26 protein-coding genes, 1 tRNA gene and 1 pseudogene are annotated in these 23,525 nt (G+C 46.2%); 10 read left to right on the plus strand and 18 right to left on the minus strand.

All coding sequences use genetic code 11. The annotated features are described in order from the left end of the window. Positions 1–64: 64 nt before the first annotated feature. Entirely contained in the window at positions 65–316 is a 252-nt protein-coding gene (locus ACH1XZ_RS20405; protein WP_395596944.1) for a zinc ribbon domain-containing protein, read from the plus strand. Between the two features lie 350 nt (positions 317–666). On the opposite strand, the gene ACH1XZ_RS20410 is transcribed toward ACH1XZ_RS20405, so the two are convergent. The 8 genes from ACH1XZ_RS20410 to ACH1XZ_RS20445 form a co-directional block, all read right to left on the minus strand. Next, complete coding sequence (locus tag ACH1XZ_RS20410; protein WP_213784189.1) at positions 667–999, minus strand: TA system toxin CbtA family protein; 333 nt, start codon at positions 997–999, stop codon at positions 667–669. A gap of 34 nt (positions 1,000–1,033) precedes the next feature. Then, on the minus strand, positions 1,034–1,384 hold the full coding sequence (locus ACH1XZ_RS20415) for a type IV toxin-antitoxin system YeeU family antitoxin (RefSeq protein WP_004129347.1): 351 nt from the start codon (positions 1,382–1,384) through the stop codon (positions 1,034–1,036). Positions 1,385–1,404: 20 nt separating this feature from the next. Beyond that, positions 1,405–1,626, minus strand: coding sequence for a DUF987 domain-containing protein (locus tag ACH1XZ_RS20420; protein ID WP_213784191.1), 222 nt, complete (start codon positions 1,624–1,626; stop codon positions 1,405–1,407). 15 nt (positions 1,627–1,641) lie between these two features. After that, complete coding sequence (radC, locus tag ACH1XZ_RS20425) at positions 1,642–2,115, minus strand: RadC family protein (RefSeq protein WP_213784193.1); 474 nt, start codon at positions 2,113–2,115, stop codon at positions 1,642–1,644. 70 nt (positions 2,116–2,185) lie between these two features. Beyond that, complete coding sequence (locus ACH1XZ_RS20430; protein ID WP_164722837.1) at positions 2,186–3,007, minus strand: DUF932 domain-containing protein; 822 nt, start codon at positions 3,005–3,007, stop codon at positions 2,186–2,188. A gap of 95 nt (positions 3,008–3,102) precedes the next feature. Next, positions 3,103–3,780, minus strand: coding sequence for a hypothetical protein (locus ACH1XZ_RS20435; RefSeq protein ID WP_395596945.1), 678 nt, complete (start codon positions 3,778–3,780; stop codon positions 3,103–3,105). A gap of 284 nt (positions 3,781–4,064) precedes the next feature. Further along, positions 4,065–4,958 (minus strand): GTPase family protein, encoded by an 894-nt coding sequence (locus tag ACH1XZ_RS20440; protein ID WP_395596946.1) that lies wholly within the window; start codon positions 4,956–4,958, stop codon positions 4,065–4,067. 98 nt (positions 4,959–5,056) lie between these two features. Then, on the minus strand, positions 5,057–6,154 hold the full coding sequence (locus ACH1XZ_RS20445) for a hypothetical protein (protein WP_395596947.1): 1,098 nt from the start codon (positions 6,152–6,154) through the stop codon (positions 5,057–5,059). A gap of 452 nt (positions 6,155–6,606) precedes the next feature. Between ACH1XZ_RS20445 and ACH1XZ_RS20450 the strand changes: the two genes are divergently transcribed. The 7 genes from ACH1XZ_RS20450 (at position 6,607) to arsA (ACH1XZ_RS20480) (ending at position 12,077) form a co-directional block, all read left to right on the plus strand. Next, positions 6,607–6,846 carry a helix-turn-helix transcriptional regulator gene (locus tag ACH1XZ_RS20450; protein WP_048215604.1) on the plus strand — a complete coding sequence of 80 codons (240 nt, stop codon included), beginning with the start codon at positions 6,607–6,609 and terminating at the stop codon, positions 6,844–6,846. Positions 6,847–7,125: 279 nt separating this feature from the next. Continuing rightward, complete coding sequence (locus ACH1XZ_RS20455) at positions 7,126–7,704, plus strand: rolling circle replication-associated protein (RefSeq protein ID WP_395596948.1); 579 nt, start codon at positions 7,126–7,128, stop codon at positions 7,702–7,704. Positions 7,705–8,268: 564 nt separating this feature from the next. Next, on the plus strand, positions 8,269–8,592 hold the full coding sequence (locus ACH1XZ_RS20460; RefSeq protein WP_038423487.1) for an ArsR/SmtB family transcription factor: 324 nt from the start codon (positions 8,269–8,271) through the stop codon (positions 8,590–8,592). A 1-nt stretch (position 8,593) separates the two neighbouring features. Beyond that, a complete protein-coding gene (gene arsH, locus ACH1XZ_RS20465) occupies positions 8,594–9,307 on the plus strand; it encodes an arsenical resistance protein ArsH (RefSeq protein WP_395596949.1) in 714 nt (237 codons plus the stop codon). An 8-nt stretch (positions 9,308–9,315) separates the two neighbouring features. After that, entirely contained in the window at positions 9,316–9,861 is a 546-nt protein-coding gene (locus tag ACH1XZ_RS20470) for a sigma-70 family RNA polymerase sigma factor (protein WP_395596950.1), read from the plus strand. A gap of 75 nt (positions 9,862–9,936) precedes the next feature. Then, positions 9,937–10,299 (plus strand): arsenic metallochaperone ArsD family protein, encoded by a 363-nt coding sequence (locus ACH1XZ_RS20475; RefSeq protein WP_024273795.1) that lies wholly within the window; start codon positions 9,937–9,939, stop codon positions 10,297–10,299. Between the two features lie 20 nt (positions 10,300–10,319). Continuing rightward, a complete protein-coding gene (gene arsA, locus ACH1XZ_RS20480) occupies positions 10,320–12,077 on the plus strand; it encodes an arsenical pump-driving ATPase (RefSeq protein ID WP_395596951.1) in 1,758 nt (585 codons plus the stop codon). 30 nt (positions 12,078–12,107) lie between these two features. Here arsA (ACH1XZ_RS20480) and arsC read toward each other — a convergent pair whose 3' ends face one another. The 5 genes from arsC to arsR are packed head-to-tail and all read right to left on the minus strand — an operon-like array spanning position 12,108 to position 16,412. After that, complete coding sequence (gene arsC / locus ACH1XZ_RS20485; protein ID WP_395596952.1) at positions 12,108–12,533, minus strand: glutaredoxin-dependent arsenate reductase; 426 nt, start codon at positions 12,531–12,533, stop codon at positions 12,108–12,110. Between the two features lie 12 nt (positions 12,534–12,545). Continuing rightward, positions 12,546–13,835, minus strand: coding sequence for an arsenite efflux transporter membrane subunit ArsB (arsB, locus tag ACH1XZ_RS20490; protein WP_023305191.1), 1,290 nt, complete (start codon positions 13,833–13,835; stop codon positions 12,546–12,548). Between the two features lie 47 nt (positions 13,836–13,882). Further along, positions 13,883–15,634, minus strand: a complete 1,752-nt coding sequence (gene arsA, locus ACH1XZ_RS20495) for an arsenite efflux transporter ATPase subunit ArsA (protein WP_395596953.1) — start codon at positions 15,632–15,634, stop codon at positions 13,883–13,885. 17 nt (positions 15,635–15,651) lie between these two features. Beyond that, positions 15,652–16,014: an arsenite efflux transporter metallochaperone ArsD gene (gene arsD, locus ACH1XZ_RS20500; protein ID WP_000855179.1), complete on the minus strand. Its 363-nt coding sequence runs from the start codon at positions 16,012–16,014 to the stop codon at positions 15,652–15,654. Between the two features lie 47 nt (positions 16,015–16,061). After that, a complete protein-coding gene (gene arsR, locus ACH1XZ_RS20505; RefSeq protein WP_117268873.1) occupies positions 16,062–16,412 on the minus strand; it encodes an As(III)-sensing metalloregulatory transcriptional repressor ArsR in 351 nt (116 codons plus the stop codon). A gap of 233 nt (positions 16,413–16,645) precedes the next feature. On the opposite strand from arsR, the pseudogene ACH1XZ_RS20510 reads away from it, so the two are divergent. Together ACH1XZ_RS20510 and ACH1XZ_RS20515 are read left to right on the plus strand one after the other, a co-directional pair. Continuing rightward, a pseudogene (locus ACH1XZ_RS20510) lies at positions 16,646–17,206 on the plus strand (NAD(P)H-binding protein); the annotation flags it as partial. Positions 17,207–17,346: 140 nt separating this feature from the next. After that, the gene (locus ACH1XZ_RS20515; RefSeq protein ID WP_395596954.1) at positions 17,347–17,598 is read left to right on the plus strand and encodes a YdgH/BhsA/McbA family protein; all 252 of its coding nucleotides are present in this window, start codon (positions 17,347–17,349) and stop codon (positions 17,596–17,598) included. 188 nt (positions 17,599–17,786) lie between these two features. On the opposite strand, the gene ACH1XZ_RS20520 is transcribed toward ACH1XZ_RS20515, so the two are convergent. From ACH1XZ_RS20520 to ACH1XZ_RS20540, 5 genes are all read right to left on the minus strand, one after another. Then, a complete protein-coding gene (locus ACH1XZ_RS20520) occupies positions 17,787–18,872 on the minus strand; it encodes a hypothetical protein (protein WP_337977418.1) in 1,086 nt (361 codons plus the stop codon). Further along, the gene (locus ACH1XZ_RS20525) at positions 18,850–20,556 is read right to left on the minus strand and encodes a zinc ribbon domain-containing protein (protein WP_337977419.1); all 1,707 of its coding nucleotides are present in this window, start codon (positions 20,554–20,556) and stop codon (positions 18,850–18,852) included. The genes ACH1XZ_RS20520 and ACH1XZ_RS20525 overlap by 23 nt, the downstream gene beginning before the upstream one ends. A 1-nt stretch (position 20,557) precedes the next feature. Then, positions 20,558–21,751, minus strand: coding sequence for an HsdM family class I SAM-dependent methyltransferase (locus tag ACH1XZ_RS20530; RefSeq protein WP_395596955.1), 1,194 nt, complete (start codon positions 21,749–21,751; stop codon positions 20,558–20,560). Between the two features lie 241 nt (positions 21,752–21,992). Then, positions 21,993–23,201 carry a tyrosine-type recombinase/integrase gene (locus ACH1XZ_RS20535; protein ID WP_395596956.1) on the minus strand — a complete coding sequence of 403 codons (1,209 nt, stop codon included), beginning with the start codon at positions 23,199–23,201 and terminating at the stop codon, positions 21,993–21,995. Between the two features lie 163 nt (positions 23,202–23,364). Continuing rightward, positions 23,365–23,440 (minus strand) — tRNA-Thr (locus ACH1XZ_RS20540). Positions 23,441–23,525 lie beyond the last annotated feature (85 nt).

The raw sequence follows: 23,525 nt of genomic DNA on the forward strand, positions 1-23,525 counted from the left end.
ATCACCTGCACAATGCATATTCAGTATGTTTATTAATCAACAATGCCACCCTAAGGAGCATCCTATGTCACAACATGAACAGTTCTGTCAGGCTTGCGGAATGCCGATGTCGGCACCCGATGCACAAAGCGCCAGCGATAAATATTGCGCGTACTGTAGCGACAGCAACGGCAATCTTAAATCCTGGGAAGAAGCGGTATCCGGCCTGGCAAGCTTCCTCGATTCCTGGCAAAAAGTCGGCCCGGAAGAAGCGCAAAAGCGGGCGAAGCGTTATCTGACGGCAATGCCGGCCTGGGCGCATAAAGCGAACGAGTAAAGCGTGAAGCCTGAATGAATTGGGGGGACTTTCTTCGGTCTATTGGAACCATAAGGGTAGCTATAAAGCGTGGTTTGCGGGCTTTAAGTTGATTTCGATAGACTGGGGAAGCGTTTGAAATGGTGCGATAATAGGAACATAACACACCACAAAAAACATTTGATAAATATACAATTTTTCTTGTTTCATCTTTATAAATGCCCCCATTTATGCCCCCATCTTGTTTTTTTATGCGACTCGATGAGCCTTTCATCGAGTCGCTAATCCCACTAATATCTTCACAGACCGTATAAATTTTCTCAGCTATTGAAGTACACCTCACTGCCGCGATCGGCTAAGAACAATATTACTTACCGATAAGGACAACTGTTCGTTAATCCACATTCTCTCCTGGCATGAAGGATATCTGTCACGGTCAAATATGGCACTTGTCCCTGTGAGCTAAATCCTCTGCGATCGATACGGATCAATTCGTACTTCTCCACCAGAAAATTAACAGCATCGACAAGCGTGATACCAGCTTCGATATGTCTTTTAATAACAGCCTCATCGCTGAACGGCGTGTCATTTAAGGTCAGGCCATAGTGCTGCTCAAGTAGTCGAGCAAGCAGCATTTGCCAGACAACCACGGGTGATAAGCATGTCTGAACAGCCCGCTGGTTTATTGCAGGTAAAGTATTCATGAGTTGTTCTCGTAAAAGTGAGTTCTAAAGTTAATTAGCGTTGAGTAGGATAAATGGAGATATAGACGTGACCACAGGAACCCAGCGTATCAGCTTCGCAGGTCAACCCCTTTGCATAGAGGGTGACGCTATGCTGGTGTCGGGGATTCAGTTCGCCGCTGGTAAGCATGAGCTCCGCCTGCTTCAGCAGAACAGGAAATGCCTGGTCAAGATGGAGCAAATCCGCTTTATTGAACTGACCTGTTATGCTGGCGCGGTCAGACAGGTAATGTAGGCGGTTACCTTCCTGGACCAGACGTGCACCAAAACAAGGAATGACATTACGATTCAGCCCCCACCAGGGCTCAGCTGTATCATCATTCACTGTCAGTGTCTTACTCGACATCTGAAGCTCCTTTAATAAGGTTAATTGAGAGTGACGCTGCGCAGAGAGACATACGTTCCGTTCCGGTCCTTGCGTCGCTCGGCAAAGACAGCCAGAACACCCTTGATATCCGGAACTTCACGACCGTAGTAATGGCAGACGCTCCCGAACCAGCAATATTTCCCGGTACAGAATTGAAACAATCGGGATTCAGGATGCAGACGATAAATTGCCATCGCCTGACGCTTACTGATGATTTTCATTAGCCCTTCCTCTTCTTATAGCCATCCATGCTCAGCAAACGACAACGCTTCACCATCACCAATGATGAAATGATCCAGTAGCCGGACATCGACCAGACCCAGCGCCTCTCTAATCCTGGACGTAATAGCTCTGTCAGCTTTACTGGCATCGGTAATGCCAGAGGGGTGGTTATGAGAGATGATTACCGCAGCTGCATTATGACGTAGTGCAAATTTCACAATTTCGCGAGGATGAATTTCGGTATGGTTAATCGTGCCGAGGAAGAGCGTTTCATGCTCCAGCAGACGATGTTGATTATCGAGATAGATAACAACAAAGACTTCGCGCTCCTGCTTTGCCAAATAGAGCTGTAACCATTTTTTCGCGAAACTAGCGGCTAGGAACGACTCACTGGGCTGCCGCTGATATTTCTCCAGTAATCGCAGGGCACGACGGATGGTACGTTGCTCATTCATCGGGAAGACCGAAGGTAAAATCAGTTCGGACATGGTGGCTCCTTAAAAGAAAAAGCCCCGTAACAACCAGCTACAGGGCTATAAACAAACACGGAGATATCGTTCATGAGGCGAGTTGCAGCATATTTTCTGCCATCACCCACAGAGCTCGATTCAGCTTCACATCACCATCAATACCTTTAATTGCACGTGTATGTGTGCGTCCTCCTTTTGCATTGTGACCGTTCAAACCACCTTTGATTAGGTTCTCCTGAATACGCTGATAAGTTGTCCAGAGATCTCCGGACTCATCCTGCCAGCGACGAGGGGCCAATAGCTGTGATTCCGTCACGGGCTGATGCTCCTCGCCAAAGCGATATGTCAGTGCAGCTTTTGCCAATGCCTGTTGTGCTGGTGGCGGAAGCATTAGTGACTGCATGGCGTCGCGTTTTTCCTCCACCCTGTCAAACACCCCAAGCACCTCGTAAGCCCCTTCGATAACCTTTTCCACCACGTTGCCCTTATGGGGCACTCGCACCTCTCCAAAGCTCTCGCCGCAAATCAGTCCGTTCTGACAGACCGCTCGGAACAGTCCCGGCAGCATCTGGTAGGAACTAGAACCGTCATGGCTGTTAAGCAGGATAATTTCCGGCACCTGTTTACCGGTAATCTGCCCTTCGCGGCGCAGACGTAGCATATGTTTGGTGTGTTCCCGCTTGTCGGGGTTACGCACACGGGTCTGGCAGGCAAAGAACGGCTGAAAACCTTCGCGCTGCAGGTTATCCAACAGAGTGATGGTCGGGATGCAGGTATAGCGCTCGCTGCGCGATTCATGCTTTTCCTCACTGAACACGCTGGGAACATAGTGAGCAAGTTCATCACGGGTTAAGGGACGGTCACGGCGAACAAGGTTCACCGCACCAAAGCGGGATGCTAATCGCATAATTCACTCCTTTGTGCGTTTATCGGTATAAAAAGAAAAGGCCACGCTCCCGAAGGAACATGGCCTTTAACATTAAAAATGGCGTGGCGGATAAGACGTTATTGCCCCATGTATTCAACCCTGGCACCGGTGGCCTTACCATCAGCACCAACGGTCACCACCACCTTATCGTAGGTACGATACCCGGCATTGTAGACCTCATAAACCACAGTATTTCCCTCCACTTTGTAGCTGCCAAAATCAGCGGCCTCAGCCGTGTCACGGTCATACTCTTTCGTGTACGCTTCTTTGGCCGCTTTCATGACTGAGCCTTTGTTAATCTCCGGCGCTCGACTACCGGCACTGGCAGCAAGGCCAGATACGTATTTCGGGCAGACCGTCATCATGTCCCCGCGGGTGAATGTCAGTTGCGCACCAAAGACCTGAAGGGTCGATGTTTCCTGACCTGCAATCGAAGCAATTGCCTTTCTGGCGGCTGCAGGTGCCTGCCCACCTTCAACCTCAACAGCCTTAAATCCTGTTTGCTGGTTGCACAACTGAGACGTGGGTACCAGATTGCCGTTTACATTGATGCGACTCCCCATCAGCTCCTGCGGGCCATTGGGGCAGCCCTGCAACTGACCAAAGATGCCAATGGTATTGTTTTTTAGCATCACCAGTGCCTGACCATTATCGGTCAGCGTCTGGCACCAGCCGTTTTTCACAGCCCAGTTACCCGCCTGAGCAGAAACCGAAATGGCTGACAAAACAAGTGCAATCACGGTCTGAATTTTCATATGTCACCTTATTAATGAATCAGAAGCGGCAACGGGGGACGCGGTACACAGAACCTGATGCATCTTTGTATCCGGACCATCACGTCAACGTCCCTGTTCGTCGTGCTCATGAACACTTTTGAGAAAGAAATATCCCTTTGCTTTGATAGGTAAAAGCGATCAATAGGGGGCTTATACATCGATATTTTAATAGATAAAAGCGATCGATATTCTATTATCGATCGTTTTTACAGATCAATGTACTGTTTTTTGAATGTGGTAATTGAGGGATAAAGCGGCGGATTTCAGCCAAATACTCGGTCCCATAATGTCGTGGCAAGTTGCACTAATTTTTGTCGGAGACTCCTTAACAGAGCAGTCCAGACAGAAGGCAGGTGGTCAGGATTAATCACCGTGTCAAAAGCCTTACCCGCTGCCTCACCAAACTGCTGCCGTACAGCGGCGTCAGTGTCCGGGGTCTGATGTTCTGGTTTCAGCTGGCAATACACGGCACTGCTGGCCTGTACGGGCAAGGCATACACAATCAACTCCACCAGGGCGGGCAGGTTATAGCCGGTATGTGCAGAGACAGCCATGACCGGGAAAGAGGACGGCAACTGACCGGCAACCTGCGCACTGACTGAAGCCAATGAAAGGCATTGTTCAGAAGAAGGAGATGCCTGCCAGGGCTCACCATCCCTGAGGGGTGGAATGCGGTCGGCCTGAGTCAGTACAAACAGGAAACGTGAAGGGTCGGCACCTGCTTCCATCAGTGCCCTGTATGCCGTGATATCCGTTGCCCGGGCACGGTCATCGGCACGCAGTACCCAGATAATCAAATCCAGCTCTACCAGCAACGCCTTATAGAGCGCCAGATATTCCTCGTCGTATTCCGGTGTCTCGCCCACCCCAGGCAAATCCACCAGTGTCATGCTGCGCTCACCAACGGTGAGTAACAGACGCTGGGGTTCCCGGGTGCAGCCTAGCAAATCACTGGTCAGACAGACGGGTTGCTGAAAAAGCGCGTTGCATAATGAACTCTTGCCCGCACCACTTTTGCCCATGATGCCTATCACGGGTTCATAGTTAATCGCCTCCTGGAGGCGGGACAGAATACGTTCAGTAGCCTGCCGGGGTAAGAGATTGAGGCAGGTACGCACCACATCACTGGTATCCTGCGGATCGGGGATTTGAGGCATGATTTACTCCTGTGAAAAAACTATGCCGGGAAATTTTTCTCCCGGCGACTCACATGAGTAATGTAGGCGTTATATTTTTTGGAGTTATCGTTGCCTGTCTAGGATGGATTTTTGTAATCAAAAAGCTTGCTTTTATATCTTAGATACTCATCATGAATAAGTTTTTCAATAACTTTAATCTCTTTTTTATTAAGTGCCACTGCTAACTCAGATAATTCCTTGCTGGCTTTGGCAGAGATTGTCAAATCATGTTTTCCAGACCTTCTTTTTCGTTGCTTAAAAGAATCACTCATTTTTTTCAGGAGTGCACTTTTATCATCCAGAAATTTTCTGTAATTTTCCACATCCAGTTTATTCGGGATGGCCCAGCAATCAATCGCGCCCATTACACCAATGTATCGCTCATTAAGGTCTGCGGGTTTAAACCAGGACAGAACATTTCTTTTTATATCCTTTTTCTTTGATAAATACGACCATGCCCACTCAATGCCTTCATTATCATTTTTCTTTAACCATCTGGGGCTTTGAACCTGACTATTAAAAACAAGCCAGATACTACGAATATAATCGAATGTTTTCTTACTTTGATATGGACTGAGGGAACAAGACAGTTTATTCATAAAGGTAATAATTACCCGACTTCTTTCAGCTGAACTCGTTGGATTACCAGATAGTCTGAAAAAAGAATATAAGTTTTCCTCTCTTTGATCCCATTCCGGAATTAACACAGCCGTATCTTCAGGTAAATAAAGCTCCCGGGCAGAGGCTTTTCGTATATACGCCCAGAACCAAAAAATAGCACGTGAATTAACCGCCCCCTTCAACCACTTTAAATCGACGTCTTGTAGACATGAAGAATCTTCACCATGAAGACTTTTAGTTTTAACATTGCGTTTTTCCCCGGCCTGCATATTTTGCATTAAACGCTTAAAAGCTTCATCACCCCTGGTGGCGTTATTACTGCTTTCAGACACCGGGGGGCTTGAGATCGGTTCTCCTGTCCTGACTTCAATATCAGAATCCTCGGCCGCCTGCGCAGACTCACCTTCTGGCCAAGAGTCGATACTAAATTCTCTCTCAGGACTGGTAAAGCGGCTCCCTCCCTCAAGGAGAGGTTCTTCTGGCCTTGCTAATTCTTCAGCGCCCAGTTTACCAATCCCTTTTGGATAATAATTCTCATTATCACTATCGCTCACCGTTACCTCATGTAGTAAAATCCACCATAAACAGTATGTATAATGAATCGATTATGAAGTAAACAAGTTTTTATTTTGAATGAAAATAGCTCGAAAATTGTAAGTTTTTTGTAAGAGTAAAATCGACGCCAACCTCTAAAATAAAGGGGGTTCCGGCGATTTACCAGGTAAAAATGAACATTCATAAACTTGTACAGCATACATAAATTTGTGGCAGGCATTCACTATGTTTTACATTGTCACGCGCACCGCGAATGTAGCTCACGTCAGTTCTGTTCTTATTATCAGGGTACAGGGCTGGACACGTTGTGTCCTGACAGCACTACTAGCTGGTGAGAACTAGCTGATGTAATTTTCTACTTATCAGCTGATGGTATGAGAAGGATGCCCGTTACTCTATCGATGGCAACTGGCCCTCTCCCGAACTCACACTAAATCGCGGGAGCATTACCATGACAAACAAAACTCATCCGATATCATCCAGTACCCAAACAACCACATCTTTACTGAATGATCAGCTCGTTGATATGACATTCATCACTGGCTATACAAACATGACCGATAAATGGTTCTACCGATTAATTTCAGAAAATGCGTTCCCTGCACCAATTAAACTGGGGCGTAGCTCACGCTGGCTAAAAAGCGAAGTGGAAAAATGGATGCTGGATAGAATACAAGCATCTCGAGGTTAGAACCTTTAATGTTGGTGTTTTACACAGGAAGGTTACGTAATTTAATATAGGTTTTTTAATATAATTATACTCACTCTCATTTGTTCTTATATTCATCGCTTACTATCAAAGCCCGTTCAAGCACCCTCGTAAACAATATTTCAACAACCACTATCATCTTTTTAAAGTGATAATTAATTTAAGTATCAGTTCAGTATTGGCTTAAAGAAAAGCCTTGCATGAAATATCATTAAATTAGTGCTTGTACTGACCTCTCTCATCATATGCAGTGGAATAATCATGCTTAAAAATTCAGATAGAACTTTTAATGAAGACTGGTTCCTGACTTCACTTCTCAATGCACACATCGATGAAATGATATACAGATACTCATGCCTTTTGGCATTACGTATGGATTTTTTCTACCAAAAGGAAAGTGCCAGGTATTCACACTTAAATCACCAAACACTTGAACATGACTTGCGTGAACTAATGGAGAAAATGACAAAAGAGAAAGGTGTGGTGGGCTATTTCTGGGTTGTCGAATGGACTGAACGACATAGATACCATGCGCATGTCGTATTCTGGCTGGACAGACAAAAAACACAGCACTCTTATCCCTTTGCCCTTACAGCAAATACACTTTGGGAGGAAATAACGCACCGGGACGGCGTATCGCACCGATGTGAATATCGGCCGCAGTATTCTGGAAATATCAATATACCTGTTCGGTATAACGATCCGGAAAGCATTAACAATATCCGTCATGTTCTGAGCTATCTGGCTAAGGAAGAACAAAAAGAAGGTTTGTGTGCATACGGCTGTAATGACGTTCCTCCACGCTCAGCGGCAGGGCGTCCACGTAAGCCAGGCCCCTGATCCTACGGCTACGCAACTGGCTCTGCATCCTGTACAAACCCCGTTATTACGGCGACAAATAATGTCCTCGCAGTCGTGACCGGACCAGCACACTTGAAGCTTGTCGCTCCAACCGCAGTGAATCAGCAAATCCACAACTCCATTTATACCCGACAGGAGAGCTGCCGGGTATTTCTCATACCTGTCAAACAAGGGAAATCAAAAATGAAACAGCCAGAGAACACGATCGTGGTAAAGGTGGCGGAATACAGTTTATACATCACCCGGCTTAGGGTCTGCCGGGATAGCCTGGCTGGATGATGTAGTGATGCCGAGCGGCGTGGCTGGCGTTTGAGAGCGCTTGAGCAGTTAAGTAAAGCCTCATCGCTCTACTGCCAAAGGGCTAACTCTGCCGATACCAGCAGTGGAACAGCCCTTCAACTCAGGTTAAGCATCGTGACCACTGGAACCTCCGTTGCAGATTAAGTCGTTTCTCCAGTTTGACTCTCAGGCATGTTGACTATGGTTTCCTGGGAAAATAAGTTATTATTTCCACAATTCCGGAAATATAGAAATAAAATGCAAATGGAGCTTTCAAAAGCAGCAGACACCCTGAAAGAGCTGGGTCATCCTACACGACTGAGCGTGTACAGAGAGCTGGTTAAAGCCGGACATAAAGGGTTACCGGTTGGCGAACTGCAGAAGCGGCTCGACATCCCTGCCTCTACGCTGAGCCATCATCTCTCATCGCTGATATCAGTCTCTCTGGTACGCCAGGAACGTCAGGGCAGAACGCTCTTTTGCCATGCTCGATATGAAAACCTTGAGGCTCTGATTGCCTTCCTGACCGAAGAATGCTGCTCAGGAACTGACGACTGCCTCACCATGCCCCAGAAGACGGAGAACTAAAATGACAGGTGATCTTAAGAATGTTGATTCGGGTTTGTTCGACACCTCAATCACAGAGGCAAGATTCGGTGTTCCTGCCGTTCCCCATCCTCCACGTATCCTCATGTTGTACGGCTCTGTGCGCGAACGTTCCTATAGCCGACTGGCAACGGAAGAAGCGGCAAGGTTACTGACCGCAATGGGCGCAGACGTGCGGATCTTCAATCCTTCTGGCTTGCCTCTTCCTGATGATGCGCCTGACTCGCATCCTAAAGTCATGGAACTGCGCGAGCTGGTTCGTTGGTCCGAAGGGATGGTGTGGTGTTCCCCTGAACGCCATGGTGCGATGACCGGCATCATGAAGGCCCAGATTGATTGGATACCGTTATCAGAAGGTGCAGTTCGCCCTTCACAGGGTAAAACACTGGCCGTTATGCAGGTCTGCGGTGGCTCTCAGTCTTTCAATGCCGTCAACCAGATGCGCATTCTTGGCCGCTGGATGCGGATGATCACCATCCCAAATCAATCCTCTGTGGCAAAAGCCTGGCAGGAGTTTGATGAAGATGGACGAATGAAACCGTCGTCTTATTACGACCGCATCGTGGATGTGATGGAAGAACTGGTGAAATTTACTCTGCTGACCAGAGGTAGCTCAGCTTATCTCGTCGATCGCTACAGCGAACGTAAAGAGTCGGCAGAAGAACTTTCCCGGCGGGTTAATCAGAGCAAAATTTGAGGGCTGGTATGAGTGATGTAACGGCATTCAATAACTGCATGAGTGTGTTCTGGCGACAACATGAAGCCGAACTCTCTCGCTTTCTGACATCAAAGACGGGCGATAGCGAAAAAGCAGCTGACCTGCTGCAGGAGCTATTCCTGCGTGCCCGTGCTCATTCAGACAGTTTCTGCGAGATGGAGAATCCGCGAGCCTGGCTATATCGGGCTGCGAGGAATCTGCTGATTGATGAGTACCGCACCACCAGGGAATTCGTTGAGCTGGAAGAAGATGCACTATTAACAGACGCATCCCCTGATGCAATCTCAATGCTGGGTATATGCCTGCCTGAAACATTACAGGCTTTACCCGAAGATGAGCGGTGGTTGATTGAAGTGTCCGACCTTAACCGGCGTCCCCAGCAGTCTCTGGCCGATGAACTGGGAATCACGCTTACGGCGTTTAAATCCCGTCTGCTTCGGGCCAGGAAGCACCTGAAAGAGACGATGACAGAACTCTGCCAAATTGAGGCGGATGACACATCTCCTGTCTGCTGCCACAAAAAAATGAATTAATCGCGCATCTTTTCCCCTCCTCCTTCGTTTACCTCAGTGTAAAGCCAAATGACTAAACACAGAGGTAAACAGTCCATGTCAAAAATTGAGATCTTTGAAGCAGCAGGCTGCTGCGCAACCAGTAGCGTTGTGGTCAGTGACGAAGCCGTGAAATGGAACGCCAGCGCCGAATGGGCAAAAAAAAATGGCGTCGATATTCAGCGCTACAGCCTTGCGAAAAACCCGCAGCAGTTCCTGAATAACCCTGTCATCAAAGAGTTTCTAAACACTTCGGGACTAGAGTCCCTTCCAGTGACCTTGCTCGACGGCAAGCTAGTAATGGCAGGTAAACTCCCGAATCGTGAAGATATCGCCCGTTGGGCCGGTATTCAGCTTCCTCAGGACTGGAGTGAAGACAGCACACAACCAAGCTGCTGCTGCATTCCACGTATGCCTTAATTACAGAGGAGCTATCACTGATGAAGATGCCATTTTTAAAAGACATTCCCCCGTTCATCTTCTTCACCGGTAAAGGTGGAGTGGGTAAAACATCTCTGGCCTGCGCTACTGCAGTATGGCTGGCCGATCAGGGAAAGAGAACACTTCTGGTGAGTACCGATCCGGCTTCCAATGTCGGTCAGGTATTTAGCCAGACTATCGGCCACCGAATCAAAGATATCAATACCGTAGAAAATCTTGCCGCGATGGAAGTTGACCCTATGGCTGCGGCACAGGCTTATCGTGACCGTGTGCTTGACCCCGTTCGTGAGCTGATGCCAGCCGATGTGGTCAGAAGCATTGAAGAGCAGCTCTCCGGTTCATGTACTACGGAAATCGCGGCATTTGATGAGTTTACTGGTCTGTTGACCAATCATGAGTTGCGGGAAAAATATGATCATATCGTATTTGATACAGCGCCAACCGGTCATACCATCCGTATGCTTGAACTGCCGGGAGCCTGGAGCGGTTATCTTGAAGCAAATCCTGATGCCGCCGCTAATCTTGGGCCGCTGGTGGGACTGGAGAAACAACAGCACCAGTACTCCGATGCGGTTAAAGCGTTGTCTGATGCAGCACTCACGCGCTTAGTTTTGGTTGCACGTGCTCAGGCTTCAACGCTGAAAGAGGTATCCCATACGCATGATGAGCTGTCTGCTATCGGTTTGCAGCATCAGCACCTTGCCATAAATGGTGTGCTGCCGCCGTTTGCGGGTGAAAATGATCCACTGGCGCAAAGTATTCTGGCTCGGGAAGAAAATGCACTACAGGCAATGCCTGATAATCTGGCTAATCTTCCCCGCTCGCAGCTGTATCTGAAGCCATTTAATCTGGTCGGTCTCGAAGCCTTGCGTGAGTTATTTACAGAGAGCGAAGCCTCGATGTCTCTCCCAACAACCACGCTGAACACTCTGGATTTACCGAAACTTGCCTCGCTGGTTGATGAACTCAGCCTGACAGGTAAAGGTCTGGTAATGACGATGGGTAAAGGCGGCGTGGGCAAAACGACTGTTGCGGCATCGGTGGCGGTATCTCTGGCAAAACGCGGCCATAAAGTCCATCTGACCACATCCGATCCGGCAGCACATCTGTCTTATACTCTGGATGGCTCGCTACCAAATCTTCAGGTCAGCCGTATCGACCCGAAGGTAGAGACGGAACGCTATCGTCGCTTTGTTCTGGAAAATCAGGGGAAAGGGTTAGATGCAGAAGGGCTGGCGGTGCTGGAGGAAGATCTCCGCTCTCCCTGTACTGAAGAGATCGCCGTCTTCCAGGCGTTCTCGCGGATCATCAAAGAGGCAGACGATCATTTTGTCATTATGGACACAGCGCCAACAGGCCACACGCTTCTGCTACTGGATGCAACAGGAGCCTATCATCGGGAAATGGTGCGCCAGATGGGGCAAACGCATGACCATGTGTTGACGCCAATGATGCAATTGCAGGACCCGGAGAAGACGAAGGTGATTATCGTGACGCTTGCCGAAACGACACCTGTACTGGAAGCAGCAAACCTGCAGCAGGATCTGCGTCGAGCTGGCATCGAGCCGTGGGCATGGGTTGTTAATAACAGCCTGGCAGCTGCTGAACCGTCTTCGCCTTTCCTGAAGACCAGGGCGAACCGCGAGCTGCCTCTCATTTCTGATGTGGAAGAGCAGTATGCAAAGCGTATTGCATTAACAGCGCTACAGAGCGAAGAGCCAGTTGGTATTGACCTGCTGGAAGAAATGGCGAAGTAATAATGAAGGGGGCAAATGCCCCCTTCATCTTTATTTCAGTCTTTTACCTGCATCATCAACGACTTTTTCACCATCTTCCTTGGTGAACGCCGCTTTCTGGGCATCCGGAAGGATATCCAGAACCACCTCCGAAGGACGGCAAAGTTTAGTTCCCAGTGGCGTCACCACAATCGGACGGTTAATCAAAATCGGATGTTGCAGCATAAAGTCGATGAGCTGGTCATCAGTAAATTTATCTTCTGCAAGACCCAGCTCCTCATACGGCTCGACGTTCTTACGCAGCAAAGCCCGTACCGTGATCCCCATATCTGCAATGAGTTTGACCAGCTCATCGCGCGAAGGTGGGTTTTCGAGGTAAAGAATAACGGTCGGTTCAGTACCGCTGTTACGGATCATTTCCAGCGTATTACGCGACGTGCCGCAGGCTGGGTTGTGATAAATGGTGATGTTGCTCATATCAGTATCTCATTACAAAGTGAAAGAGAGACGTAGCGCCAGCGCGGCCAGCGTTACAAACAGCACAGGCAGCGTCATGACGATCCCGGTGCGGAAATAGTATCCCCAGGTGATGGTCATGTTCTTCTGTGAAAGGACATGCAGCCAGAGCAGCGTTGCCAGGCTACCAATAGGTGTAATTTTCGGTCCCAGATCGCAGCCAATCACGTTGGCATAAATCATCGCCTCTTTGATAACGCCTGTTGCGGTGCTGCCATCAATAGAGAGAGCGCCAACCAGCACGGTAGGCATGTTGTTCATGATGGAAGACAGGAAAGCCGTCAGGAAGCCAGTACCCAGCGTTGCGGCCCAGAGTCCTTTATCCGCCAGTACGTTCAGCACACCTGAAAGGTATTCGGTTAGCCCGGCGTTGCGCAGACCGTAGACCACCAGGTACATCCCCAGTGAGAAGATGACGATCTGCCAGGGTGCGCCACGCAGCACTTTACCGGTGTTAATGGCATGACCTCGTTTAGCTACTGCAAACAGGATCACAGCTCCAACAGCCGCAATCGCGCTAACGGGAATACCGAGCGGCTCGAGGACAAAGAACCCAACCAACAGAAGAATTAAAACTATCCAGCCGGTTCTGAAGGTTGCCAGATCTTTAATCGCCTTTGCCGGTGCTTTCAGGAGAGCCAGGTCGTAAGTCGGTGGAATATCTTTGCGGAAGAACAGATGCAGCATCACCAGCGTGGCGATAATAGCGGCAATATCCACCGGCACCATTACCGACGCATACTCAGTGAAGCCCAGTCCAAAGAAGTCCGCCGAGACTATATTCACCAGGTTCGACACGATAAGCGGCAGGCTGGCCGTATCGGCAATAAAACCGGCAGCCATGACGAATGCCAGCGTGGTGCCTTTGCTGAACCCTAATGCCAGCAGCATGGCAATGACTATCGGCGTCAAAATAAGTGCCGCGCCATCGTTGGCAAACAGTGCCGCCACCGCCGCACCGAGCAGAACGATATACGTAAAGAGCAAACGTCCGCGACCGTTACCCCAGCGGGAAACGTGCAGCGCTGCCCATTCGAAAAAACCGGACTCATCAAGCAGCAAGCTGATAATAATTACGGCAATAAAGGTCGCCGTCGCGTTCCAGACGATATTCCACACCACCGGAATATCACCCACATGCACAACGCCTGATATCAGAGCCAGTCCCGCGCCCAGCATTGCACTCCAGCCGATCCCTAATCCCTTCGGTTGCCAGATAACCAAAACAATGGTCAGGACAAAAATAGCGCCTGCCAGTAACATAAAACCTCCTGACAGGGCGACTTTGCCGCCCTGTATATGCCAAAAAATTAACTCATCAACTCTCTGAGCTTTTCAATACCGGCGGGCTCTGACGCCAGCACCGGAACAAGCGCTATACGCTCAGCGTGCTGATTCTTAACAGCCTCAATCTGAGCCCGTTCCTGCCGGGCGCGCTGGCAAAGCAACGGAGAACGCGTATCCGCAATGGAAAGGCTGTTATTGATAATCCAGCCCCACGGATAAATTCCCGCTCTTTCGAGGTCAGCCTGCAGGTTTGCCGCTTCCAACACCGGTGTGTTTTCAGGAAGCGTAACCAGCAGAACTTTGGTTCGCTCTGGGTCCTGAAGCTGCATCATTGGTGTAGTGAAATGTCCCTTTTCACCCATTTTTTTGGCAATTTCGCGGTGATACGCCCCAGTGGCATCCAGCAGCAAAAGCGTATGCCCGGTTGGTGCCGTGTCCATGACCACAAAGCGCTTACCTGCTTCACGAATTACCCTTGAAAAGGCCTGAAAGACGGCAATTTCTTCGGTGCAAGGGGAGCGTAAATCTTCTTCCAGCAGCCGTTTCCCAGCTTCGTCCAGATCTCTTCCCTTCGTCTCAAGAACATGCTGGCGATAGCGTTCGGTTTCATCGTGAGGGTTGATGCGGCTGACCTGAAGGTTTTTGAGGCTGCCGTTCAGCGTTGTACTTAGGTGCGCAGCAGGATCAGAGGTCGTGAGATGCACGTCAAATCCCATGTCTGCCAGCCTTACGGCGATGGCAGCAGCCATTGTGGTTTTCCCTACGCCACCTTTGCCCATCAGCATAATCAGGCCGTGTTCGCTGCGAGCGATATCATTGACCAGGCCAGAGAGCGATAAGTTTTCAGGCGTGTACTGGATGTTCGTTACCGGGAGCGGTAATGCCTCAGAACCGGTATCCAGCAGTCCCTTCAATGCTGAAACACCAACCATATTGACTGGCTGTAGTAATAGGGTATCTGTCGGTAGCCCAGATAAATCGGCAGGAAGATTTGCCAGTGCCTCCTGCTCACGTTGCCATATCGCAGCGGCCAGGGCGTCATGTTCAGCTTCGGCTTTAGGCAGCACACCATTAATCACCAGGTATTGGTTTTTCAGGCCAATTGCGGCGAGTTCTTCATGGGTGCGGGCGACTTCCTGCAGCGTAGATTTTTGCAGTCGCGCAACCAGAACCAGGCGGGTACGTTCAGGATCGGATAACGCCTCTACCGCATAAGCATACTGCTCACGCTGCTTTTCCAGCCCGGCCATTGGGCCAAGACAGGAAGCACCATCTGGATTACTTTCAATGAAGCTACTCCAGGCACCGGGAAGCTGGAGAAGGCGAATCGTGTGGCCCGTCGGCGCTGTATCAAAAATGATGTGATCGAAGCGGGTCAGCAGGGAAGCGTCTGTCAATAAGCCGGTGAACTCATCAAACGCCGCAATCTCAGTGGTACAGGCTCCTGAAAGCTGCTCGCTGATACTGTTAACAACATCATCAGGCAGAAGACCTTTGATAGGATCAACGATTCTGGCGCGGTATTGCTGGGCGGCTTCCTGCGGGTCAATCTCCAGAGCAGAAAGCCCAGGAACTGCCGTCACAGGGCGAATGGTATTACCGATAGCCTGATCGAATACCTGACCGACATTGGAGGCCGGATCGGTACTGACCAGCAAAACCCGCTTACCCTGTTCAGCAAGGCGGATTACCGTCGCGCAGGAAATAGAAGTTTTACCTACACCTCCCTTACCGGTAAAAAACAGGTAAGGCGGGATATTCTGTAAGAATTTCATATGTCCTCCTGACATATTCAGCAACAGGAAGTATTACCACCACAGCAGCTGGTGGGAGCTAACCCTACCTTCTCCAGCGGAATACCGAACCAGCGAGCCAGCTCAGCACGTTTTGGGTATCGCCCTGCCATCACCGTTTCACCGTCCAACAGCAGTAGCGGAAGCCCTTCTGCTCCAGATGCTTCGAGGAATGCTTTCGCTTTCTCATTCTGAACAAAGCTCATGGGCTGCTGCGCCAGGTTGTAACGTTCAACCTGTACACCACGTCCTTTCAGCCACTGCACATCAGCAGAAAAATCAACCAGAACCTGATCGACATCTGAGCCACATACGCCGGTACTACAGCACATTGCCGGGTCAAACACCGTTAACGTCTTCATTCTGAATACCTCACATTTGAAAAAACATATATGTTTAGGCAAATTTTTTAGATGCAAACAGCCTTACCGCTACCAGAGCAGTTTGCCGATGTCAGCTTACGGGCGATGGTCTGTACGTCGTCCTGTTGGCTTAACCAGGCCTGCTCAATCACCTGAGCGGCCCAGGAAGGAATATGCGGGGATAAGCGATAATGAACCCATTTCCCCTGCTTGCGATCCAGCAATAGACCGCTTTCCCGGAGCATTGCCAGATGACGGGAGATCTTGGGCTGCGACTGATCCAGCGCTGTACAGAGATCGCACACGCACAGCTCTCCCATCTCTCTGAGCAGCAGTACGATCCCTAGACGGGTTTCATCGGAGAGGTTTTTGAAGAGTTGTAGGGAAGTTAGTGACATTAGGCCTCCTGTTCTATTGAAGTCAGGATACGCCTTAAATGAATAAGATCAATTAACAAATACGAAAAAACATATGTGTTAGAGCGTAATGCTTTATCGGGCATGTGTTACGGACAGTTTAGAGTCCTGGAATTCCCTGACGCAAGCGCATTATACGTCGCGATTACAGATGAAAAAACACAACAGAGATGGACTTTAAGTTGATTTCGGTAGACTTGGGAAGAGTTTGAAATGGTGCCAATGGTCAGGGTCGTATTGGTGCCAGAGCAATCGATTACGGCGGAGTACGTAATATTTTATGAATTTTCAAGGATACGCCTGTTCGTATCGGCCTGATGACCACGATTGGCGTGACTGAACGGCTCAGCATCTGGAATCAAAGCACTGAGGTTCATGACTGGAAAAGACGTGCCGAGCGTCTGGTCAGGGCCAGCGGTCATCCCTATACCATCGTCAGGCCCGGCTGGTTTGATTACAACAATGATGATGAACGCAGGAGCGTTATGCTTCAGGGGGATCGTCGCCACGCGGGAACACCGGAAGATGATGTGATATCCCGGGAGCAAATCGCAGAGGTTCTGGTCAGTGCCCTGACCAATGACGAGGCAAAAAACAAAACGTTCGAGCTGGTGGCTGAACGAGGTGAAGCACCACAGGATCTTACTCCACTGTTTGCAAACCTGCAGACTGATGATCCACAAAAAAATGATGGGGTTTTAGACATAGACAATATGCCTCTCAAGGAAGAACCGGAGTGCATTGTTAACGAGCTGAATTTGTATTCAAAAAATTAACTAATCTACAACCATGACAATTTTGTTATATAGCGGTCAGTCTCATGACAGCTTAGGTCTGTATATTTGAATGTACAGAGGGGATAGTTTCCCTGATACGAGTCCAGTTTCAAACATAGATTTTAAAAGAGGTATTAGATATGAAATCACTACTTATTACTTCATTGGTCATGAGATTTACTGCAGTGTATGCCGCATCTGCCGCTCAGGAAATTGACCACGCAGATGGGAAAGAAAAGATGGGTGTAGCCTCAGCCAGCAATGCTTATACGCTTGATGATTTATCGAATGCGCTCTCTCGTAAGGCTGATGAGCAAGAAGCAACATCATTCAAAATCCTGTCGACTACGGGGAATAACCGACTGCACGGGGTTGCGGAAATCTATCAATAAAAATTAATTGCGATGCTACATAATTTCCATATGGAATAACAATCTATAGTTAAAGCAAGCACCATCATCATTCACACATTACATTTATTAATATAGCTAGAAGTTTCAAATAATTAGATATTTAACATTAGCCATATTCAATCAAAAAAATAACGCCCTGCCATTTCAAGTAAAAATCACCAATATTTTCAGATAGTAGGGGCGTTAACTTTTTCAGTTTTTTTATTTTTTCTTGCAGGAGGTTTAGGCTTATACGCATTAACAAAAAGTTGATATGAATCCTGTAATGATAATCCGGGAAGGGTATCGTTTTTAGCACTAAATATTGCATAGTACTTTTCGAATCGACTTATATCTTTTTCAAACACCCATGTCCATTCAGAATCATATAGTCTTTCTCCTCCTTTTTCCTTATTTTTGTTCTCAACTGTACGATTAATTATAAATTTGAAAACAGTGTTATTCAAAGTTCTAATAAAATTCTCCACAATAAATGCGATTTGCTCGAGATCCTCATTATTGAGTATTATCGGTTTTTCTAAGTGCTTCATATGTTCAGCCAATCCTAGTCGGATTGCATTTTTCGAACCCAACTTACCAAATCGATGAACACAACAATGCCTTAACTCACAAACTTTCATGAATTCGCTTGAGCATTTCATCATTTCGATTGGTCTTTGTCCTTTCATTCCAATAATGTCCTTTAATGTTTCAAAAACATTATAAGGGCTTGCCAATGAAAAGTCCTCAAGTAAAGCCTCTGGTAATAACTCCTTTTTATGGTGTTGTGCCGCTGCATAACTAACGGCCTTATCAGAAACTATAGACTGAATATATTCATCATGATTAATTAGATTCCTGATAAGAGCTCGCAAATAACTTTCGGCTGCAGACACATAACCTAATAACAACAGATGGCTTAATGTGTTTGAAATATCACCAGATCTTAACAAGTGAAGTTGTTTTGTATTAGCTATAAAAAGATCTAACGGGGATTCCTTGCTATCAACAGGTAACTCATTAAATTTTTTGTGTGTCTCAAACGAAAAAACTAGAGCTGGATTACTACATAGTTCAAAAAACTCTCTTCCATCTAAGTTATCATGAGTTGCAGTAACAACTGAGGACGCCACATTATGATGAGTGGTCTCTTCATAATCCTCTTTTGATTCTAGTTCCATTTTCCCGACTCTTTTTAAATTAAACTTTTCAGATAAGAAAGACACGATTGACAAGTAAATGCCATCAAAATTAAGACAAAAATTCTTCAACATGTAATAACACTTTGTCCATAATTTTATTGGCAATTTTGGGTCCTATTCTGTGAATTTTTCTTAACTCACTCCCTGGGTCTTGTAAAGATAATACATCTCCTATAGTTTTTACTTTTTCCAGCCCAGATAGTTTTTGCATTTGCCAAGATGTTAGATGTGGTACTTTTGAAAGTGGAATAGACATGCACTGATTATAGGCCGACTCATCAATCAATTGATTCCCACAATGGTGGCAAAATTTTTGATTGTCAGTCAATCGCGGAGTCTTGCAGTTATTGCATGGAGGTAAAGTTAGTTTAAGTCTCGCAAGTTGCTCAGTATTGAATAATGATGAAATGTTTCTTCTGACAGGATGCTTAGCATTCTTTCTTAGTATTTTTTGAATAATCTGAGAGGGAGAAAAACCTCTACTTCCTTCGTTAAACACTCTTTCCTTTATCAATAAAGCATAATGAGGTATATATCTTTCATAAGTACGCCCATCACCATGAGAAATATCAGGAAGATTATAAAAAAGCCCTGTTTCAATTAATAGTTTAGTTAGTCGAGAAAAATAAACATTATCATTTTTCTCTATACCGATTATGACTTGTTTCTCTTCTTTATATTGGGAGTTACTTTCCTTGAGTAATTCGACTACTTTTAATAAAAGTGATTCACCTAATGAAACAATGTCAAACAATCGAGGTAGCTTATCTTTTAGTGAACTGTATTCGCTGAGTCTAAGCTCAACATACTTTTCAATTATTTTATTGAATTTTTGCTGAGTTGTCTGACTTAAAGTTGTTTGACAATCCCTTAACATCATCAAAAAAGAACGTGGAATTCCAAATGCTGAAAATTTAAATAACTCTTTCAAGTCATCCGGAATGTCATCATACCCAGGAAACCTTGCCTGCGCTATAGCATCCATCACTGAGGAATAATTAGGGTGCTGTACCGAAATCCAAGCATCAATTGTTTCAGCATCATGAGCAACATGAAACCTTGGGCCATATTCGGTTGTTCCAGGATAAACCGATGCCTTTAAAGCTATTTTTGAGGTTTTTAGACTACGTACAATATCAAAAAACTCGTAAAGATATTCAGGAGTTAAGCTTATTGCAGCATCGTCTAATAAAATAATGACTCTTTTACGTTCAAGCCAATCGCATAGTGAACTCAACGAGGATATGACAGAAGAAACACTGATCAATTGAACAATGTTTTCTTGTTCTAATGATGGCGAAAGACCCTGCTCAAGCCTTACGATTAAATTAATCAGGAACTCTTTATCCGCTATGAGTATCGTTGACAAATCAAGATCTTCAGAATCTTCAATATCGCAAGCAATTTCATAAGCAGAGAGTAGTATCTTTGCTAATACCCATTTATGAAAGAGATCAATTGCATTAGGTTTAGTTTTTAAAAGCGGCTCTAACTTAAAATATTTATTAAAGGAAACATAGAGTGGTAATGGTGCGTTATCATCGTTTTTACATTCAACCCAAGCATAACGCATCAAATGTGTTTTACCACATCCCCTAGGACCAACTATAAGTTTGATTCCTGGGGATATAAGAGCATTATGTATAATATCGAAAAACTCTCCAGATCTGATAGTATTATTTTTTATCGTATCCTCATCAATATAATCAGCTCGTTCCTCGACAAGAAATTTACTATCTAATTCCACATCAGTCATGTTAAATCCTTACAAGATGTATTTTTTTTAATGCATCCATTGTAATATGTTGTGCGGCTACACCACTACTCGCTCGAGATAATTCCTCTTGCCCATCTTGAGAACAAAGAAAATCAAATAGTTTTTTCTGATCTTCACCAGAGGCTCGTATCAGAAAAATACAGTCACTGATATAAGAATACCCGCTCTCAACAAACAATATTTTTTTATAAAAATTTCGCCCAACCCTTGCTATTAATATATCACCAGGCTTAGCAATAACATCTAATTTTGATGGCTTCAATTCTTCTACAGAGTTGCAGTGGAATTTAATACACTTTTTATCACCACTAAACTTTGTCGTATGAAAAACATGTTCCGTAATTTCCTTTGAATTAAACCTACCTCTAAAAATCGAAATATTTTTAAGCATCCCAATGGTGCTAAACTCTTCATTTTTATTATAATGATAAGAGTAGTCCATTCTCTCAATCGCATCTTCTTTTCTAATTAAAACAGGAGGCGACAATTCCCCATCTTTAGTTATACAATGTAATTGTATTTTCTGATGAGGCACAATTTTTTTATTAAAAATCAAAATATGTGTTTTAGCCTCTGTCCTTTTGAAGATATTCCTAGGTAATTCAATGACTTTTGTAATTGAATGTTCATTCAATAAATATCGTCTTAAACCTATAAACTTTCTTGCTGTAAATATACCATCAGGTAAAATTATCCCAGCTTCACCGCCCTTTTTAAGAAACCTGATGACTTGAGATATAAATATTATCTCTGCTGGGACATATTTTGAGATAGATATATATTTATCTGCCCCAATCTCACTAATGATTTTAAAATAATCATCCCTCCATTCAGGGAGAGTGAATGGAGGGTTACATACTGCAACATCAAAATTTCCTTGATGTCGGGCAAGCATTTCAGGAAATGAATGAACAAGGGCATCTGTTACGATATGAGTAAGATTATCACATACTTTTTTTGACATCCGAGATTCTATATCCAAAGAATATGCTTCTGCATTCTTCCATCGGTTTAAAGCGGCATAGGTTAAGCTCCCCTCACCAGAAGCTAAATCAATAATATTATTGACTTTTTCAGCTTTCATCTGAGAAACCAATAATGCACTTATGGATTCTTTTGTATAGTATCTTCCGAGACTATCTCGTTGTGTGAATGGCATATAGTTACTGTTCATTTTTTATACTCGCCTTAAGTACGCTACCGCCCTAGGCGTTACGGCTACCCAAGAACCAACATAATCAGGTAAATTATTGATATTTATAAGTTTATTCTCAAACCTTTCAGCCCTAAAACCTAAAAAAGATAGAAGTGTAGGTAACAAAGGGCAATCGGATCTAGGGCTAATGTTTAAACTTAAGTATCAAAATATACGGTTTTAGGTCGTTTTCCTAATCAATCCTATCATCACGTCAAATCTACTTTCTAGCGTTCACTAGCAAAGAAATACATGAATTATGATTAGCGTTTATATGGTCCGCATACCACTGCATCATCTCCCTCCGTCCTTCCAGATATAAAGCATGGTTGTACGTCCCACGAATCGCATTCTTATCGACATGCGCAAGCTGGGTTTCAATCCATGCCGTATTGAACCCTTCCTCATGCAAAATCGTACTCATCGTGTGGCGGAAACCATGCCCCGTTACCTTCCCCGTATATCCAATCCGCTTGAACACCTGATTTATACTCGCTTCGCTCATCGTTTTGCGGGGATCATTTCGCCCTGGGAATACCAGTGGATATTGCCCAGTCATCCCTTTGAGCTGCTGTACGATTTCCAGCGCTTGGGTAGAAAGGGGGACAAGATGGGGCCGCTTCATCTTCATACGCTCGGCAGGTATTTCCCACACCGCTTTTTCAAGATCAAACTCACTCCAGAAAGCACCTCGGAGTTCGCCAGTGCGAACTCCCGTGAGGATCAGCAGACGTGCCGCAAGAACAACTAACGGGCTTCCTGTGTAGCCTGCGAGAGCTTTAAAGAAGTCTGGTAACTCCTCAACAGTCAGGAAGGGGTAATGCTTCGATTCATGCCCTGACATCGCGCTGGTTAGATCTGCTGCAGGGTTGTATTCCGCACGGCCGGTAACGATGGCGTAACGAAAAACTTCACTGCAGCGCTGGCGAACCTTCTTAGCCTTCTCTGTCGCGCCACGGCTTTCCATTCGACGCAGCACATTCAGCAGAACCAGCGGTTTTATTTCATTCACCGGCTGCTGGCCGATATAGGGGAAAATATCTTTATTGAAAGCTTCGATAATGTCGGAGGCATAACCTTCTGACCACCGGCTCACCTTCGTTCCGTGCCATTCAAGTGCCACAGCCTGAAACGTATTATTGAGCCGCACATCGCGAACCAACTTTTCTTCTTTCTTGGCAAACGATGGATCGATACCCTCGGCCAGTTTTTTCTTGGCTTCATCACGCAGTGCTCTCGCTTGTGCAAGGGACACTGCCGGATAGACCCCAAAAGCCATACGCTTCTCTTTTCCATTGAAGCGATATTTCATCCGCCAGTATCGGGAACCTGAGGGAACGACTTCAAGATACAAGCCAGCACCATCTGCCAGCTTGTAGGCCTTCTCTCTGGGTTTAGCGGTGTCTACCTGCCGTGCATTTAGCTTCATTGGGGGCATCTCCCTGGACCGAACACAGAATGCCCCCACTTATGCCCCCAACTGTAACTTGATTCCGGTTGAGTCCAGTTGATAACAGGAGATAAGATACGGGCTAGAAACCGCAGTATACGGGCTTTAAGTTGATTTCGGTAGACTTGAGAAGAGTTTGAAATGGTGCCGATAATAGGAGTCGAACCTACGACCTTCGCATTACGAATGCGCTGCTCTACCAACTGAGCTATATCGGCACTGCAAGACGTGTTCACGAACGTGAATCACGGGACAAAAGGTTAAAACTAACCGGGCGATGCGTCAATAGTCAGGTTAATCAAC

Origin of the sequence: Kluyvera chengduensis (assembly GCF_044197065.1) — a bacterium.
GTDB classification, from domain to species: domain Bacteria; phylum Pseudomonadota; class Gammaproteobacteria; order Enterobacterales; family Enterobacteriaceae; genus Kluyvera; species Kluyvera ascorbata_C.